General features: G+C 37.6%; 12 protein-coding genes. 3 read left to right on the top strand and 9 right to left on the bottom strand.

The window, feature by feature from the left end:
• Positions 1-28: 28 nt before the first annotated feature.
• The 5 genes from rlmN to lgt all read right to left on the bottom strand — a co-directional run bounded on the left by rlmN (position 29) and on the right by lgt (position 9,216).
• Positions 29-1,099 carry a dual-specificity RNA methyltransferase RlmN gene (rlmN, locus tag H6G06_RS22770; RefSeq protein ID WP_190564345.1) on the bottom strand — a complete coding sequence of 357 codons (1,071 nt, stop codon included), beginning with the start codon at positions 1,097-1,099 and terminating at the stop codon, positions 29-31.
• A gap of 47 nt (positions 1,100-1,146) precedes the next feature.
• A complete protein-coding gene (locus H6G06_RS22775; protein WP_190564346.1) occupies positions 1,147-6,564 on the bottom strand; it encodes a trifunctional serine/threonine-protein kinase/ATP-binding protein/sensor histidine kinase in 5,418 nt (1,805 codons plus the stop codon).
• 294 nt (positions 6,565-6,858) lie between these two features.
• Positions 6,859-7,212, bottom strand: coding sequence for a phenylpyruvate tautomerase MIF-related protein (locus tag H6G06_RS22780; protein ID WP_190564347.1), 354 nt, complete (start codon positions 7,210-7,212; stop codon positions 6,859-6,861).
• A 106-nt stretch (positions 7,213-7,318) separates the two neighbouring features.
• A complete protein-coding gene (gene cobM, locus H6G06_RS22785; RefSeq protein WP_190564348.1) occupies positions 7,319-8,092 on the bottom strand; it encodes a precorrin-4 C(11)-methyltransferase in 774 nt (257 codons plus the stop codon).
• Between the two features lie 242 nt (positions 8,093-8,334).
• A complete protein-coding gene (gene lgt / locus H6G06_RS22790; protein ID WP_190564349.1) occupies positions 8,335-9,216 on the bottom strand; it encodes a prolipoprotein diacylglyceryl transferase in 882 nt (293 codons plus the stop codon).
• Between the two features lie 233 nt (positions 9,217-9,449).
• On the opposite strand from lgt, the gene coaD reads away from it, so the two are divergent.
• The 3 genes from coaD to H6G06_RS22805 all read left to right on the top strand — a co-directional run bounded on the left by coaD (position 9,450) and on the right by H6G06_RS22805 (position 12,333).
• Complete coding sequence (coaD, locus tag H6G06_RS22795; protein ID WP_190564350.1) at positions 9,450-10,001, top strand: pantetheine-phosphate adenylyltransferase; 552 nt, start codon at positions 9,450-9,452, stop codon at positions 9,999-10,001.
• Positions 9,911-10,579, top strand: coding sequence for an ATP synthase subunit B family protein (locus H6G06_RS22800; RefSeq protein ID WP_190564351.1), 669 nt, complete (start codon positions 9,911-9,913; stop codon positions 10,577-10,579). Before coaD ends, H6G06_RS22800 begins: the two co-directional genes overlap by 91 nt.
• A gap of 119 nt (positions 10,580-10,698) precedes the next feature.
• A complete protein-coding gene (locus tag H6G06_RS22805) occupies positions 10,699-12,333 on the top strand; it encodes a DUF1565 domain-containing protein (RefSeq protein WP_190564352.1) in 1,635 nt (544 codons plus the stop codon).
• 161 nt (positions 12,334-12,494) lie between these two features.
• On the opposite strand, the gene H6G06_RS22810 is transcribed toward H6G06_RS22805, so the two are convergent.
• From H6G06_RS22810 to H6G06_RS22825, 4 genes are all read right to left on the bottom strand, one after another.
• On the bottom strand, positions 12,495-12,968 hold the full coding sequence (locus tag H6G06_RS22810) for a YsnF/AvaK domain-containing protein (RefSeq protein WP_190564353.1): 474 nt from the start codon (positions 12,966-12,968) through the stop codon (positions 12,495-12,497).
• 212 nt (positions 12,969-13,180) lie between these two features.
• Complete coding sequence (locus H6G06_RS22815) at positions 13,181-14,092, bottom strand: DUF2382 domain-containing protein (protein WP_190564354.1); 912 nt, start codon at positions 14,090-14,092, stop codon at positions 13,181-13,183.
• 550 nt (positions 14,093-14,642) lie between these two features.
• Positions 14,643-15,479: a DUF2382 domain-containing protein gene (locus H6G06_RS22820; RefSeq protein WP_190564355.1), complete on the bottom strand. Its 837-nt coding sequence runs from the start codon at positions 15,477-15,479 to the stop codon at positions 14,643-14,645.
• A gap of 429 nt (positions 15,480-15,908) precedes the next feature.
• Entirely contained in the window at positions 15,909-19,496 is a 3,588-nt protein-coding gene (locus tag H6G06_RS22825) for a CHAT domain-containing protein (protein WP_190564356.1), read from the bottom strand.
• Positions 19,497-19,559: the final 63 nt, after the last annotated feature.

Raw genomic sequence — 19,559 nt, forward strand, 5'->3', positions numbered from 1 at the left:
ACAGGTAAAAGTTTTTACGAATCACGAATTACCTTTTACTTGTTCGGAGTTGTCCACAAGCAGCATCAGCTTCTAAACCGCGAGAATACCTGACGCTAACAGCAATGTTTTGTTGTTGAAGAACATTAACGAAGGCTTGTATTCTATCGCGGTTTGGTCTTTTATAATCTACTTCCTCGATGGGGTTGTAAGGAATTAAATTGACATGACTTTGAAAACCGCGCAGACGTTTTGATAGTTCCAAAGCGTGTTCTGGTAAGTCGTTGACTCCAGCGAGGAGGATGTATTCAAAAGTAACCCTGCGCCCTGTTATTTCTACATATTCTCGACATTCTGCGAGTAAATCTTCTATGGGGTAGGGTTTAGCACTGGGGATGAGTTGTTCTCTTAATGCTTGGTTTGGTGCGTGGAGACTGACAGCAAGAGTAATTTGTAAATGGTGTTCGGCTAGTTGACGAATGCGATCGCGGATGCCTACAGTAGAAACAGTGAGAGATCGCGCTCCTATTCCCACATCTTGATTTAAAGATTTTAGTGCCAAAAGTACATTTTCCGTATTCAACAACGGTTCACCCAAACCCATAAACACCACATTACTAACCCGTTGTTGAAAATCTTCCTGTACAGTCAAAACCTGATCTACAATTTCTGCACGGCTGAGATTACGTTTATATCCTCCCTTACCTGTCGCACAGAAATCACAAGCCATCGGACAACCGACTTGAGTAGAAACACAGACAGTTAAACGCTTATCACTGGGAATACCGACAGTTTCAATAATTTCCCCATCTGCTAATTTGAGCAGATATTTTACAGTGTCATCAGGGGCAACAGCACGGTAATGTAGAGATGAACGACCTATAGGAATATCTGTAACGTTTTCTCGCCAATTTTTCGGAAATACAGAAATATCAGAGAGCGATCGCACTCCCTTATCATATATCCAATTATGTAGCTGCTTCCCCCGATATCCAGGTTGTCCCTGCTGTTGTACCCAAGCAGTTAACTCAGCTACCGAAGCACCAAGAAGAGGGGGAACAAGTTGAGAATTTGCAGAGTTTGGTGAATCTACCGGAGATACAAGGGGTGTAGCAGACATAAAAAAACCATTAGTTGATCCTGGATCTCTATCCTACACCTGCGATCTCAACTTGTGTAGGCTTTCTGACTCAAATTAATAGGAATTTCAATGATAAATTCTGTTCCCATTCCCGGTTCAGATATACACTCGATTTTACCACCATGCTTGTCTACTACAATTTGATAACTAATAGATAATCCTAAACCTGTGCCTTCACCAACGGGTTTAGTTGTAAAAAAAGGATCAAAAATCCTTTGTTTAATCTCTGAACTCATCCCCATACCATTATCTTTAATCGAAACACTTACCCAATCATCATTGATAATAGCTGTGCAAATTTTAATTTGACTAAAATAACCTTCTCTTTCTGCTAGGGCTAAATTCTGCTCATGTTCATGTAAAGCATCAATCGCATTACTGAGAATATTCATAAACACCTGATTTAGTTGAGAAACATAACAGCTAACTAAAGGCAATTCAGCATAATCTTTAATAAGTATATTTTGTGAATATCCTAACTTTTCTTTAAACCGAGGCTGTAAAAGCATTAATGTACTTTCAATACCCTCATGGATATCTACAGGCTTCATTTCAGATTCATCAAGACGGGAAAAATTACGTAAACCCAGTACAAGCTTACGAATACGATCTGCACCTACAGACATTGAATTTAATATTTTTGGTAAGTCTTCGATGATAAAATATAAATCTATATCTGCAATCTTTTTCTGAATTAAAGATGTAGCCTGGGGATACTCCTGGTGATAAACATTGATCAAATTTATCAAGGCTTCAATATAGTTCTGAGCATGATAAACATTAGCATAGATAAAATTTACAGGATTATTAATTTCATGGGCAATACCAGCAACTAATTGTCCTAAACTAGACATTTTTTCTGTTTGAATCAGTTGCAGTTGTGTAAATTGTAATTCCCGGAGGGTTTTTTCTAGGTGCAAATTTTTTTCATTTAATTCCTGGGTTCTATCAGCAACTTTTTCTTCTAATTTACCATAAAGTTGGGCGTTTTCTAAAGAAATAGCTGCTTGGGAAGATAATAGTTTTAATATTTTCAATCTTTCAGGGGTAAACGCTCCCACAGTTAAATCATTTTCTAAATAAATAATGCCTATTAGTTGACCATGATTTAAAATAGGATTACAAAGTATAGATTTGGGTTGGCATTTAATAATATAGGGATCGATAGCAAATATTTTTTCAGCAGTAGCATCGTTAATCAGTAGATTCTTTTGGGTATTAAAGACATAGTTAATAACGCTTAATGGTAGGTCTTGACTATCATTAATTAGTGTAAATTCCAACCCGCTTTTCTGCTCTTCTAAACATTGTGCTACAATAATTAATTTACCCTCTTGCTGTAGAATCAAAACAGCCTTCTTTGCACCTATATTTTCTACAATTACGTCCAGTAAAGTATGTAGTAATTTTTCTATTTTAATTTCCGAAGAAATTGCTAGAGATGCTTTAGTAACAGTTTCTAAATCTAACATAGCTGATACACCGTTATTGCTAGAATCCGATATAATCTTACTAATCAGAGCAGGTGCTTCACTTTCTATCGCTTTTTGCTTGAGAATAGGAGCAAGTAACTGAGGATAGCATTTTTCTAAATCTTCAACTTTAGCTTTAGCACCCCAATTTACATAACAGTAATAAGCATCTATTAAATAAGTTTGGGCAATTTTAGCTTTACCACAGTCTAGATAAAATTGAGCAGCTAATTCATTAGTAAGTGCTTCTTCTTGGATATATTTATTTTCTTTGGCTCCAGCAATTGCTTGGTCATAAAGTTCCAGTGCTTGCCAATTATGCCCCAAGACTCTTGCTTTCTCCGCTTCTACTAAATCATACTTATGCTGAAAATTTTGTGGTGCATAAATAGCCCAGTTTTTCATCTGTACTTGATTGGCTAAAACCGTCTCTAAATATTGTTTTTGTGTATCTATAGATTGATGAGGATATTCAGCTAAAACCGATAGTGAATAATAAAAATTATATTGGCTAACAGTTACTTGACCGACCACAAAATCTAAATATTTCGCACCCTCAATTGAGCTATTAAGGGCTAGGTTTCTTTGGTTGAAAAAATAATAAAATATAGTTTTTGTTAAATATAGCGAAAATAAAGTTGTAGAACTTTTTGTGGCAATTAAACTGGGCAATTCTAGATATTCATTAAAGCAAGAACCACTAAATTCTTGACGACCATCATGACATTGCAGAAAATTATTAACTAGCTGTTGCCAGACCTTATGAAGAATCATAGTACCTTGCTGGTTTAAATTTTCCATGAGAATTATGTAAGATTCTAGTTGCTCATATATATAACCTAAACTTTCTCCACTCAGCATGAGATTTATAGTATAAATTGCAGAAGAATAACCGACATTTTCTAAATCTCCTACTGCCATCCCAAATCCCATCCCATTTAGTAAACTATCTATTGTTGCCCGAACATGATTTTTCCAGAAATTAATATTAGCATTCCACATCAATAATACTTTACATTTGATTGCTTTATCATCAAATTTATCTAATAAACTCAAAGCCAATTCACCATAGCGATATCCAGTATCAATATCTAAGAAAAACCCACACAATAATACACCATAATTAACATACCCATGAGCAGAACTTGAACAATTACCATATTTAACCGACAAATGGATCATTGTAAAAATAATGGCTGTAAATAATGCCGGGTCAACAAAATAACTAGCAGCAATCATGTTAGCTAATATCCGCATTACTGCAATTTTATCTGGAGCAGTCATGATCGGTAAATTTATTAAATCATCAACATTCAAGTTGACTGGTGGTTCTTTTTCTAAGTTAACTCCCAATATCTTAATGATAGTTAAACCTGTTTCAATGGCTAGTTGAATTTGCACTTGAGCCATATATATTTGCATTTGTGCTTCATAAACTTTCACTTGATCGAGTAGACTAGTTGCATTTTCTTTAACTATTTTTATATAAGTTTCTGCTTGCTCAAAGTTGATGTTTAAAAATTCTGCTTCGACAGCTTCAACATAAAGATTCAAAGTCAAATCATACCGATATTGCCAACTATCTGCTGCCAACAGTTCTAAGCCCACTTTTAAATATCTCACAGCAGCTTCATAAGCTGTAGCTAATTTAGCTTTCTGACCTGCAATTAAATTGAGTTGAGCTAGTTCATATTTTTCTGACTGACTAGTAACTAAGTCAACACCAATGTTAATCTGGTTGACTATCTCAAATATTTTTTCTTCTAATTCCAGAGAATTAGTATTTTTGAGAATTAATTGACCAATTTTTAAGTGTGTTGCTTGTTTCTCATGATCAGGAATCAAGAAATAAGCAGCTTGTTGCACTTGGTCATGGAGAAAATTATATTTAACTGTCAGCTTTTCAAAATTATTCACTTCTAAATCATAGGTAGATAAAGAAATGCTATCTGCATAAAATTTATAACCTTCATCTTGTGGTAAAATCAGCCCTTGTTTCAGCACATTCCATAAATTCGATGCTATTTCTAATTGGGATTTTTCACAGACGATAGATAAAGTATATAAATCAAATTGATTACCTACACAAGCTGCTATTTTTAATATGTTTTGTGTATCACTTGGTAATTTTTTTATTTGCGCTCCTAAAAACTGCACAATATCATCATTCTGATATATAGCCTTAGCTGCATAAATATCACACTGCCAATAACCAAGTTTAAAATTAAAACTAATAAACCCATCTTCATACATGGATTTCATTAATTGATTAGTAAAAAATGGGTTTCCTTTGGTTTTTGTTAACAATAATTCAGTTAAAGATATGGCTTGAGATTCTGGACAACATAAAGTATCTGCTATCAGCCTATTTAAGTTTGATTTATCTAAGGGTTGCAGGTTGATTTGATTGATGATCACATCGGCTTTACGAATATTATCTAAGGTGATCATCAAAGGATGTCCAGCATAAACTTCATTATCTCGATATGCACCAATCAACAACAGATATTGAGTATCTATGCCGCTGATTAATAATTGTATTAACTTCAAAGAAGCTGCATCAGCCCATTGTAAATCATCTAAGAAAATTACCAATGGATGTTCTTTGGTGGCAAATATTTGAATAAATTTACCAAATAGTAAATTGAAGCGATTTTGAGCAGCACTGCCTGTAAGTTCTGGAACTGAAGGTTGCTTACCAATAATATTTTCTAATTCAGGAATGACATCAATGATGACTTGTCCTTTGTCTGCTAGTGCTGATAAAATCTTACTTTTCCATTCTTGTAACTGGTCTGTACTTTCGGTTAAAAGTTGCTGTAATAAACTATGCAATGCTTTTAATAAAGCCGAAAAAGGAATATTGCGTTGAAATTGGTCATATTTGCCAGAAATAAAATAACCTTTTTGGCGGATAATAGGTTTATGTATTTCATTAATGACAGCAGTTTTACCAATTCCCGAAAGCCCAGCTACTAACATTAATTCTTTATTGCCATTGCTGATTCTATCAAAAGCATTTAATAAAGTTAACGCCTCAATTTCTCTACCATAAATTTTGTCAGAAATTAGAAATCTGTCGGCTATATCTCCCTGTCCTAAGTCAAAATTGCAAATCTCTACCTGACTTAATAACATCTGTTGACATATTTCTAAATCATGTCTAATTCCCCTGGCTGTTTGATATCTTTCCTCCGGGGTTTTTGCTATTAACTTCATAATCATATCTGCAACAATCTCAGGAATCAGGGGATTAAGTTCCCTGGGATTATCAGGTGTTTTCGCCAGATGGCAATGCACCAACTCTAAAGGATTATTGCTAATAAAAGGTAATTGTCCTGTGAGTAATTCATAAAATGTCACACCCAAAGAATAAAAGTCAGTCCGGTAGTCTATACCGCGATTCATTCTTCCCGTTTGTTCTGGTGACATATAGGGAAGTGTCCCTTCTAATACATTAGGGTTTTTGATTTCGGCGACTTCTTTAGGTAAAAGACAAGAAATACTAAAATCTATCAGCTTAATGTTCTTAGTTTCGGGATTAATAATAATATTTTTGGGCTTGATATCTTTATGAATAATTTTATGGCGATACAAAAACTCTAGCGCCTTAACAATAGGAATAGCGATAGTAAAAAACAAATCTAAGTCCAATGGTTGTGACTTAGCATATTGATGTAGAGATATTCCGCCAATATCCTCTAAAATTAGGGCATAACTATTACCATATAGTTCTAAACTATAGCAGGTTATAATATTGGGATGTGCTATTTGTTGGGTAATGGTGAACTGATGTTTTAAGGATATCAATTCGCGCAATTGGGGATATTGTGCGTTTAAGGTTTTGATGATGACGGGAGTCTGAGTCTTCTTTTCCTCACCACGGTATACAGTAGTTCTAGTGCTAACATGAATGACTTCAGTTATTCGATAACCAGGAATTAAGATCCCAGAAATGTTACTCTTGCTCATAAGGTTGGAAACTGGGAATTGGGGATTGGGAATACATTGGTTTCTTTGTGATGTTGCTCTAGCGCAAAATGCAACCGTTGGATTTTCACATCTTGCACCACATTGAAAATAGTGCAAGATGTTAGAAAAGTGCTTTTACTTAAAAACCTGAAGAGGATGTTTTAAAAGTCCTCTTGTGAGTAGAAAACCGTTCTATATCCCCCTCCTCTTTCAAAAGGGGAGCCAGTTCGTTGGGCAGCTTCGCCGACTTGTAATAAGTGCCTAAAATCACAGCAACCCACTTCTGAAACAACCTTAACCAAAGGTTGTACCATTCCAACCCCACATTGCACCTTTGGCATCTGCAAACTCTATATAAATTCGATTTTTAGGCACACCCAACACTTGATTGATTTGTTGACAGAAATCCTGACTCATCGCTGAAGTTTGTTCAGGCTTCATTGTGCCAACACTTTTGATTTCAATATAGCAAACTGGGTCTGTAGTTCCCGCAAAGGTCATGGGTATTTCTGGTTCAAAAGCTGTCATCACATAAGATTCTGGTTTGCCTGTATGTTTAGCTAACTTAGCTGACAATCCTTTGAGCATTGACTCAATTTCAGCTTTTTTTGGGGCAGATACAGAAGTTTGGACTTTAATTAATGGCATAATCAACAATTCAAAATAGAGCCTATGGCTTCTGTTAGGGATACAAAATTGAAAATTGAAAATTGCTAACCTAGATGGTGGCAATTATTCTATTAATTTTACCTATTTAGTGATGAGATGAACGAAACAAGTGATTATGTTCAGGATGGTATAAACGCGATCGCCCTGTTGCTGGTAAGAGTGCGGGGCTAATTATATAAAGTGTAGTCCGCAGTAATTCTTCTTGGTGTGTACAATGTGCCATTTTTTCAAGAGAAACAACCCGGATTTTTTCATCAGGCCATCCGATGCGAAAGCAAATTGCTACTTGGGTTTGTGCTGGGTAATGTTCTAAGAGTTTGGCTTGGGCATCGGCAACATGACGCGCACTCAAATACAAGCACAGACTAGCCTGATGTGCTGCTAAACTGGCTAATTCTTCTCTAGAGGGAACTTCTGTGCGTCCACTGATGCGCGTGAGGATGATAGTTTGCACCAAACCAGGGACAGTTAACTCTACTTTGAGTTTAGCGGCAGCAGCTTGAAAGGCACTGATACCAGGAATAACTTCAAAAGGGATATTTGCCGCAGCCAAAAGCTGCATCTGCTCATGGATAGCACTGTAGAGACTGGGATCACCAGAATGAAGACGCACCACAGATTTATGCGATCGCACCCCTTCAATCATTATTGGTAAAATCTCTTCTAAAGTCTTATTCGCTGTTCTGATCATCTCAGCATCTTGCCGACAGATATCTAAAATCTGTTCTGGAATTAAAGAATCAGCAAATAAAATCACATCAGCCATAGCGAGAAGTTTCTGCGCCTTAACCGTTAATAAATCTGGATCTCCAGGACCTGCTCCCACAATGTACACAGCTGATTCTAAGCGTTGCATCATAGTTGAATTGCTCCAATTTTACCCGTATTTATTTATACCTGTAGAACCCAGAATTCCGGAAAAAAATTTTTGGCATTTCTTAACTACCCTTCCGGATTAACTCCCTTTGCCTAGTAGAAAGATATGGTAGATGCACCCTGGTTAAGCCCTGGAGAACACTCTGGGGCATTTTTTATTTTTAGTCAGTTGTCAGTTGAAGAAGGCAAAAGACAAGAGAAGAAATTTCTCCCCTCCCCATCTCCCTAGTCCCCAGTCCCCATCACCCCATCACTTTTAGAGGGGGAAACGACATCAGGTAAAGGGCGTTTGAGTACATAAAGCCAAGCTAAACCAGCTAATCCTACAGTAATTCCCGTTAAACTGACTATTTGTGCAATCCTCAGTGGTCCTAGCATCAAGCTATCTGTGCGTAAGCCTTCAATCCAAAATCGTCCCAAGCTGTAGGCTACCCAGTAAACTAGAAATAACGTCCCTACCTTGAGGCGTGGCTTGCCAGATAAAGCCCGAAAAAATAAAGTCAGCAGCAAAGCAAAAACCATTAAATTCCACAGAGATTCATAAAGAAACGTGGGGTGGAAATATTCAAAATTAGCCAAGCTGGGGGGACGACGATCCGTAGGAATATAAAGCTTCCAGGGTAAATCTGTAGGTCCGCCAAAAGCTTCAGAATTGAAGAAATTACCCCAACGTCCGATTGCTTGCCCTAAAATCAGCGAAGGAGCCACTAAATCTGTTAATTGCCAAAAAGATATCTTTTTGAGTTTGGCAAAGATTAACGCCGCTGCCACACCGCCAATAATCGCCCCGTGGATGGCAATACCTCCTTGCCAAATGGCAATGATCCGCTCTGGATGTTGGGAGTATTCTGACCATTGAAATAAAACATAATATAACCGCGCGGCGGGAATAGCCCCAATTACCAGCCAAATTGACAAATCACTGATTAACTCAGGATTAACGTGACGACGCTTTGCCAGGTATTGAGAAAGGCTAACGCCAATCAAGACGGATGAGGCAATCAACAAGCCATACCAGCGGATAACTACCGGGCCTAGTTTCACTAAAATAGGTCCTGGAGAAGTAAATTGAAACCCCAAGGGCAAAGCGGAAAAATCCAGTGCCATGCAAAATTACCTAAAAGATTTGATTGACCACTGCTATATAAATCCTAGACAAGTCTAGACATTTACTTCTTACTTCAACGTGAACAAGAGAGCGGTTATCCCAGCCTTCAGGAAGGAAGCCATAACCTATAACCTGTCACCTTTTCCCAATCCCCAGCACGGAAATGCTAACTTTAAGTAAGTTTAATCAATTTCTGTCGCTATAATTACCTAAAGCAGTTTGATGTATATGAATGATCGCTATTTATCCTGGGAGCTTTGATCCTATTACTTTGGGACACCTTGACCTTATTCAGCGAGGTAGTCGGCTGTTTGATGAGGTGATAGTGGCTGTATTGCGAAATCCTAACAAAATGCCACTGTTTACGGTGCAACAACGGTTAGAACAAATTCGTCTGGCTACAAAACATCTCCCTAATGTGGAAGTAGACAGCTTTGATGGGCTGACAGTTAACTATGCCCAAATGCGACAAGCACAAGTTGTATTGCGTGGTTTACGAGCGGTTTCCGACTTTGAGATCGAGCTACAAATGGCTCACACTAATAAAACACTTTCTACTCAGATCGAGACAGTTTTTCTGGCCACCTCGAATGAATATAGTTTTTTAAGTAGTAGTGTGGTAAAAGAGATTGCAAAGTTTGGTGGCTCTGTTAATCATCTTGTTCCCCCACACATTGCCCTGGATATATACCAATGCTACAACCAAAACTCTCCAGCCCTGAATCCAATCACAACGGAAACCACGTCCCACCTCAAGAGAATCCGAATGGACAAGGAGGTGTAGACATTCTGCAAGAACTCAACCGTATAGAGGACATAGTTCTCGCTGGTCTGGAAATTCCCCTGGTAGGACGCACGCTGATCAATGAAAACAAGCTACTCGAACAGCTTGATTTTGTTCGTGTTTCTTTACCGTCGGTGTTTCAAGAAGCAGCAGAACTCCTCCAACACAAGGAAGAAATCATGCTGGAAGCGGAGGAGTATGGACAGCAGGTTGTAGAAGCAGCACAAGCCAAAAGAGCGCAAATTTTGGCTGATAGCGATATTATCAGACAGGCAGAACGGGAAGCTGAACAACTGCGTCGCAAAGTGCAGCAAGAGTGTGACACGATGATGCAAGAAACTCTGGCAGAAATAGAGCGCAAGCGACGTGCCTGTATGCAAGAATTGGAAGAAATGCGCCAAACTGCGATCGCTCAAGCTCAAGAAATTGAAGATGGTGCTGATCAATATGCCGATAATGTTCTAGAAAATATCGAGCAAGATCTTCAGGAAATGTTGCGAATTATTACTAATGGCCGCTTACAACTGCGAGGAGACATACCAAAGCAGCGTAATTCATCCCATCCTAAGAAGAGATAATTATCTGATCACTTTGTGATTTAGTGTTTCTGGTTTTTCGGGGGCTATGAACTGTTTTACAGTTAGACACTGTTACCCTAGACTGTGTTGAAAGTACCGTCATCAAGTACATCAAAAACATGAAATCTAGGGGTTTTAACATCTCTCTTTTATCTATAGGCAGCAGCCTAACAGCTTTGTTAGTTATTGCTGGCAGTTCCATGCTTCTGCCTAGTCAGGTAAACGCTGGTTCTACTCAGGGTTTAATTGCACAAATTCCAGCCAGTGCCACGGTGATTTATGTTAATCCTGTGACTGGTCAAGATCGTAGTGGTGCTGGTATTACCGCAGAAGCGCCCTACAAAACCATTACCTTCGCTCTCTCGCGGGCGCAATCAAATACAGTTATTAAACTAGCTCCTGGTAGTTATACCAAGGATACAGGGGAAACTTTCCCTTTACTGCTCAAACCAGGAGTAATACTTCTGGGTAATGAATCTACCAAAGGTCAAGGAACAGTAATCATCGGTGGTGGTTATTACACCAGTCGTACTTTTGCTAGACAGGATGTGACAATCTTAGCAGAAAATAACACCACTATTACAGGCGTAGCAATTACTAATCCCAATCAACGGGGTACTGCTGTGTGGGTAGAGTCAACTAATCCCACTATCAAAAACAATACTTTTAGCAACAGTGCCAGAGAGGGGGTTTTTATTACAGGTACAGGAAATCCCAAAATTGAAAATAACATCTTTTTCAAAAATCAAGGCAATGGGGTTTCAGTAGCTAAATCTGCTCAAGGAGAAATTCGCAATAACTCATTTGAGGATACTGGTTTTGGTTTGGCTATTGGTGGTACTTCTACACCATTAGTAGAAGGAAACCAAATTATCCAAAACCAAGATGGTCTGTTTGTCTCAGAAGCTGCCAGACCCATACTGCGTAAGAATGTCATTCAGAACAATAAGCGGGATGGTATTGTGGCCACTATCGACGCTCTCCCCAATCTTGGTACTGATGACAATCCTGGTGGTAATCTCATTCGTAATAACACTCGTTACGACTTGAATAATTCCACTAGAACTAACCGCATTGTTGCTGTTGGCAATGATATTGATCAAAAGCGGATTTTAGGTGCAGTAGATTTTGTGGCGGCAACTGTTACCCCTCCTGCTGGTAATGGTTCTACTGTATTTCAAGATGTGTCTACAGGTTATTGGGCAAAAGCCTACATTGAAGCTTTAGCTTCCCAAAATATTATTGCAGGTTTTCCTGATGGTACTTTTAGACCTAATGAGCCTGTAACTCGCGCCCAATTTGCGACTATTATCACTAAAGCTTTGACACCCCCAGCTAAACGTACAGCCATTCAGTTTAAGGATGTCAAAAGCAATTTTTGGGCTTATGGAGCAATTCAATCAGCTTACCAAAGTCAGTTTGTGGCTGGTTATCCTGATGGGACTTTTAAACCACAGCAAGAAATTCCTAGAGTGCAGGCTTTAGTGGCTTTAGCTAACGGGTTGAATCTCACTGCTAACAATAACAGTATTGTCACCGTTTACACTGATGCTGCTCAAATTCCTAATTATGCAGTTGGACCTGTTGCGGCTGCAACTGTTAGGCAATTAGTGATTAATTATCCGATAGTTCAACAGCTTGATCCTAATCGTCAGGCCACTAGAGCAGAAATTGCTGCCTTTGTCTATCAGGCACTTGTCACTATTGGTAGGGCGCAACCAATTCCTTCTCCTTATTTAGTCACTGCTCAGTAATTTGTAATTACCGCATATTGCAGGTAAATGAGGTACAAATTTTCATCACAGAGCTTGGCAATAAAAGGGTTTTACTGCTGATGCCTGAAAGCTGCTGTAATTAAAAAGGTGGGCAATAATGCCCACCTGACAATTAACTATTAACTATTACCTGTTTCCTGTCACCTGTGTTTGTCAGGAGAATTAGAAGAACAGCGGTTAAACCATTCTTCATACTTTTGCTGTTGTGACTGATTTTCTACTAAAATCGTGATTTTGACTTGGTGACAGCCGTGATTTTTTTCTTGAGCGATCGCATTTAAAAGCAAACTAGCAATTTTCGGTGAACTAAACTCTCCACTAACAATTAACCCAGTGTCAAAATTGGTAACTTTTCGTATTTCCTCTTCGATTAACTCAATACCAGAAATCTCACCCTGACCTAAATCAATTTCTGCTAGTTTTTTGTGATCGGGACTAACTTGTTCAACAATCAACTTTTCCCGTCTCACAGGAACTTGGATCATGTGAGTTTCGATTTCCTTGCGAACAATAACCTCTCCCACCTTTTGTTTGTGATTATCAACAAACAATCTTTCTTCTAAGAGAGGAATAATTGTTTCTTCCTTTGTGTTCTTTGTGTCTTCGTGGTTCATTAAATTAAATAGATAATATTTATTTCAATAGATAAGAGAGTAATTAGCCCGCTGATGCGGGCTTTTTAAAATTTATTAATTCATAATTCAAGATTCATAATTAAAAGATTCATCTGGGTCTAGAGGTTTAAATCTGTGACCAACTTTTAGAAAGTTAGTCTTATCTTACCCATGCAAATCACAATTATGAATTATGAATTATGAATTTTAAATTATCGTTCTTCAATTGGTAGATTAGGAGCATTGATATCTAACTCTTCCCGACGCACGGTGTCTTGAGTTTCAACCGTATCTTGCTCTACGACTTTTTTGATGTTCACTTGTTCCCTCACAAAAGCTTCTTTGCGAACTTCTGGAGTTTCTTCGTGGATTTCCATGCGAGCAACTTCACCTTCACGGAAGTTAGCTTCACGGGGAGAAACTGCTCTCCCTGCATTTTCAGGAGTGACACGCTCAATAACAACGTGTTCTCTTTCTACTGGTACTGATACTCGTGCAGTTTCGGTTTCTACGTGTTTACCAACTGCTACTTCTCCCACTTTGCGGCGATTTTTACTAGCAATCAGCCGTTCTTGATACAGTCTCAGAGTTTGATGATCTCGCTCATTTAAATCGAACAAATCAGGCTCATGTTCGTAGCTGTAAGTATCAGGGGTGTAAGTTGGTGTAGTTCTGGCTGTAGAGGTTCTTCTTTCTACTTCTGTGGAGTCTACAGGTGTTGGTGATTCTACTGAACCTGATGCTTCTAGAGGTGTGGTGCGGTAGTCAGATCCACGATATACTCCGCGCACCTGTTCTTCATAGTTGTAATCTGTTGTTAGACGTTCGTTAAATTCTGGTAACTCTTCTGCTTGTTCTCTTGTTAAACCAAGAGCATAAACGCGATCAGTATTATAATCGATACGACTGCGACCAATGGGTAGCAAGACTTTTTTACCAAAAATCCAGAAGCCTAAGTCAACTACTAAATAGCGAAAATTTCCTTTTTCATCAACTAAAGCATCATGGACTGTACCGATTTTTTCATCGGTTCTTTCTGTATATACTCCCAGTCCTTTAATATCTTTGCCTTCAAAACTATTTCGGTAATCAGGTTCAAAATCTTCTAATTTGTAAAGAACCATTATCTTTTTCCTCAACCTTTTATATGATTTCTTACTTTCAATGATAGTAATTTATGCTTCTTTTTCCCTCTTTCTCACGAATGAATTACAGGGAAATAATTTTATCAAAAGTCAGAGATATTGCTCAAACACAAGTAGCAGAAAGAGGTCAACATAATTCCAGATTCAACTCTCTGCATAGGAGATATATCCCCAAATTCCTGGAAAATTTGGAGATATATAGGACTCCTATTTGATTTGGGAAAAAACTCCGTGTACCTGAATTTTTTGAAACCCTTTTGCCTGCCTACGCAAATAATTATGGCTAGGCCTCCCGTAAGGGATACAGATATCAAACGGATTCCTATATATCCTATATATGGATATTATGTTTTAGAAATTTGCGCTACTTAGCAATAACAAATTCTGAATTACAAATGATTCAATCCAGTCTCATGAGCAGTTTGCAGTTAGCATGGGTAGCCAACCACAGACTTGCTTTAATTAACTCAATTTCCTAGTTAAATTCTGGGTAATTAGTATTATTGAGCCATCATTAATTCAAACAGATTCATTCATGAACTTCTACACTATTTCCCTTGACATTTAAATTACCGGAAGTATCAATATCTAATTCTTCCCGGCGAATCGTGTCTTGGGCTTCCACAATATCCCGATCTACCACTTTTCTAACTCGCACTTCTTCCCGAACAAAGGCTTCTTTATGAATTTCTGGAGTTTCTTGATAAACATCTATGTGTGCTACTTCCCCTTCTTCAAACTTGATTTCGTTGGGATCTACCACTGTACCTATCTCCGGGAGTTGAATTCTATCAATTACAACACGTTCTTTGGTAATAGGTACTGTAACCCGTGCGGTATCAGTTTCAATGTGTTTACCAAGGGCTACTTCTCCAGTTTTCACACGATGTTTATTAGCAACTAAGCGTTCCTCATAAAGTCTAAGAGTTTGATGAGATTGCTCATTTAAACCATATAAAGTTGGTTCTTGTTCGTAGTCGTAACTTTCAAGTTCATAACTTACAGCACCCAGGGTAGAACGATAAATACTGCGTACCATTTCTTCAAATTCTTGATCAACGATGGTGTTGTCCTGGTACTCTGGTAAATGTTCTACTTGCTGCTTGCTGAGTCCATCGACATAGACACGCCCAGCGGGATAATTGATGTGAGCTAGTCCAATGGGTAGTAATATTTTTTTACCAACAGAATCTAAGCTGGTATCAATAACTAGATACCGAAACCTGCCATTCTGATCAACTAAAGCATCCGCAACGGCACCAACTTCGGTTCCTCCTTCCGTATAGAGATTCAAACTCTTAATATCATCTCCTCCAAAGGTTTCTCGATAGTTTGGGTCAAATTCTTCCAGTTTATAAAGAGGCATATCCTATTTCCAAGTTGTTGAATATCAATATCTATTCACAACAGTAGAAGTAAGTTGCCTATTTTTCCTCTTGCTGATGACTGAGTTCCAGTGAGATATGCTATAGTTTTTATCTCATACTTTGAGTGAACTTTTAGTAAATAGTCAGCAGCTATATTGCTGATAGAAATATATCTAGGGATAGATACCATAAAAAACTGATTGATTAGAACATACCCAATTTCTGTAAGAGTCTTATAGCCAAAGTTCACTTTAAAGGACTGAATATATATAAGTAGGTAGACACAATTAAATATTCTCGTTCCCATACTCTGTATGGGAATGAATTTTCAAGGCTCTGCCTTAAGTGACCGCAGAGGCAGAGCCTCTATGATAGCATTCCCAGTCGGAGACTGGGAACGAGGAAAACGAGGAAATGTCAACTGTCACCTACTTCCACTCACCTTGTAAGGTAAAAGCCGCCCAATAATCTGGTTTGGAAAATTTCTCATTCTTGAACATTTCAATCTGCGCTTGTCGCAAAGCCGCAGCAGGTTTTAAACCATCTTTGAGCATTTTTTGATAAAATTTCTGCATTAATAATGATGTCGCTTCATCATCCACACTCCACAAACTTACCACAACTCTCGGACTACCTGCATACATAAATCCTCTGGTTAATCCTACTAATCCTTCGCCTTTTATTTCCTGTCCTAAACCTGTTTGGCAAGCACTCAATACTACTAATTCTGCCGACAAATTCAGGTTGAAAATATCATGTAATCGTAAAAAGCCGTTTTGCGGTTTTCCTTGTTTATCAAATAAGGATAAAACTACACCTGATAATTCTGGTTGTTCACTATTCAAAATTCCATGAGTTGCAAAGTGCAATATTCGATATTGGCTAATTTGAGAGTTAGTAATAAAATCTCGATTAGCGGCAAAATCATAAGCTGGTAATTTTTGATTTTCGGGGATTAGTTTTAAAATTGTTTCTGCTTCTTTGCGGGTGAATATTAATCTTTCAAATTTGATATCTGTGTTGATAGCTGCTCTTTTTAATGCTAGATTGTTGAGATTATTATTATTTGCACTGTTGTCTCTTGTAACTTTGAGGCGTTCATCATCTTTTGAAAATACAGGATCTGCTAATAATGCTAAAGTTTTATTTGCAGGTTTCTTTGTTAGTTGTTCTTTTCTCAGTAGTGCTATTGTTGAGGCTGATGGTAAGGTGACAATTTCGTGATTGACTATTAACGGTTGATATTCTTGGGTATTGGGTGTGGTTAAAGCTGCAAAAGGTAAATATTGCAATGCACCATCACCAACTATCGCTAAACGTTTTTTTCCTAACTGTGTTGCTACTGGAGATAACAATATTTGTGTTAAAGGTTCTGCGGCTTTGGCGACGGTTTTTTTATTTGATGTGGGTTTCACAATTTCGTTACGGAATTTTCTAACTAAAGTTTCTATTTCCGCACTTTTAGGAAGTTCGTAACTTGTCATTCCTGTTTTAGAAATTGCCCAAAGATAACTCTTTTCTTCCCCCAGAGAATATTCTAATAACAGAGTATTTTCATCTAATACTTGTCGTTGAATTTCTTTTAATGTCAGGGGTTCGGGTTGGGTAAGCGACGCATAACGGGGACTGGTGGCGCGAATTTTTGCTTGTATTTGGCGATATTGTTCTAATAGGTTTGTGGTTTCTTGTTTTAATGCTTGTTCTTGTTTGCTGCTGTCTGGTTTATTTGCTATTTCAATGCGGCGTTTTTCATTCGCATCTAGTTGTTGTTGCAGGTTGCGTTCTTGGGTGAGTAGTTGGGGATCTACTCCTGTACGAATGTCTGCGTTAGCTTCGTTAAGAATTTCTAATAAACTCCGGGCGCGGGCGCGTTCGCTGGTTTCTAATGCTAAAATATCATATCCTTTTGATGGTTGTTGTTTGTGCAGTTGCATCAACAGGTCTATGTAAAACTGGTAATACCTTTGAACTGTGGCAAAGTATGATGTGCGTAAGTCTTGACTAGTAACTTTGGTGCGGACACTTTCAACTATTTCAATTGTTTTTTCAATGGGAGTGAGTGCTGCTGAAAGGTTTCCTCGGTTGCGTTCTGTGAGGGCAATATAATAAAGTGTATCAGCTTCTCCGGTGCGATCGCCCAATTTTTGCCGCAGTTTCAATTCTTGATTATAGCTATCAATGGACTGTTGATACTGTTTTAATGAATTGTATGTTTTGGCAATATTACCAACCACATTAGCTTCGGCTACAGGAAATTCTATTTTTTGAAATCCAGATAAAGCTTGATTAGAAAAATCTAGGGCTTTTTGATATTCCCCTGATGCTAAATAAATTCTCCCTAAAAAAGCCAAAGCTGTAGCTTCATTCGAGCTATTTTTACGTTGACGTGATGACACCAATATTTTATTAGCAGCATCTAAAGCTTGAGGATAGTTTTTTAGTTCTTCGTTAACTCTAATTATACCTATTGTAATGGTAAATTCTCGATTAACATCTTCTAGCTTTTGAGCTATTGCTAATCCTTGCTGGTAATATTTCAACGATTCTGGATAATTTTTAGCTCTTCTATAAACATCTCCAATATCGTTGAAAGCTTGAGCAACACCGCTCATATCATTCATGCCTTCAAACTTTTTTAAGGCTTGTTTCAGAGTTTCAATACTTAACTGATAATTACCTAAATAATCATAAATATTAGCAATATAAATCAGAGTCTTTGCTTCTTCGGGAAGATTTTGTATTTGTCTTTGAATAGTTAATGCTTGGTTAGTAAGATCAAGTGCTTGCTGATATTCACCCATTGATTTATAAACATCAGCTATATTTACCAAAGTTCCTGCTTCGTCAGGACTCTTAATACGTCTTTGTAATTCTAACGCTTGATTGAGTAATTCAAGGGCTTTCTGCTTTTGACCTGTTTCTTCGTATATATTACTAAGATTATATAAAACTTTGGCTTCAAAAGATTCCGGTTGTAAATTAGAGTTGGTAATTTTTTTAATTAGAGAACGTGCCTCTTCAAAGGCATTTAAAGCCTTGGGATTATCATTAAAAATTTTATAGGTCGCACCTACAGTAGAAAGAATTGTTGATTGTTCCAATAAATTCAATTCTAATTCTGTACCAGAAAGCTTTTTCTGATTAGTTCTTTGGATTTCTAAAGCTTGGTTTAAAGCATTAATACTAAGTTCTGGTTGACCTACATAACCATAAAAAATTCCTAAAATTCCCAGAGTTTTAGCTTGTCCAGATAAATCTTTAAGTTGACGAGAAATTTCTAAAGCTTGATTGAAATAATTGATTCCTTGTTTTATTTCTCCTAAGTTTGCGTAATTAATTCCGATACTCTTCAAAGTTTCTGCTTCTCCAGATTTGTCATTATTAGCCCGCTGAATCGCTAATTGTTGATTATAATATTCTATGGCTGTTTTAGTGTCTCCAATACTTGCATAACTTTTAGCGATCGCATTCAACACAAAAATAATATAATCTTGCTCTTTTTCACCTTTAAGAATAGATAATGATTGTTGATAATATGCAATAGCTTTTTGTTTTTCACCTAGCTTTTCTTGACCATTACCGAGAAATAAAAGAATCGTTGCTTGACCTGTTTTGTCTTGTATTTTTTCTCGAATAGCTAATGCTTGATTATAATATTCTATAGACTTAGGAACTTGGTTTAAATCCAGATAAATCCCACCTAATCCTACAAGTGTAGCAGCTATAAAAGATTCTAGTCCTAGTTGCTGCCAAAGTTCCAAAGCAGCTTCATATTTTTTAATTGCTTGTTGTAAAGATTCTGATGTTCCTTGTTCTCGCAGTTTCCCAGCTTCTGCAAATAATTTTTTTGCCTCAGCAATGGCTTTTTGTTGTTCCGGGCTAAAAGTTGGTTGCTGGGTTATTAATAATGGATAGTTGATTTTTAAACTGTTAACAGATGCAATTACTGATAAAGGCTCTGATAATAATAGAAGAGTAATAGCTAAAATTTGACCACAGTTTTTTCCCTTCGCCATCACATCACCTTTGCTTGGTAATTTTGGGTATCAGTGGTCAATCCTAATTGTGGTTAGGTTTTT

The sequence above is a fragment of the Anabaena sphaerica FACHB-251 genome, assembly GCF_014696825.1.
In the GTDB taxonomy this organism is placed as follows: domain Bacteria; phylum Cyanobacteriota; class Cyanobacteriia; order Cyanobacteriales; family Nostocaceae; genus RDYJ01.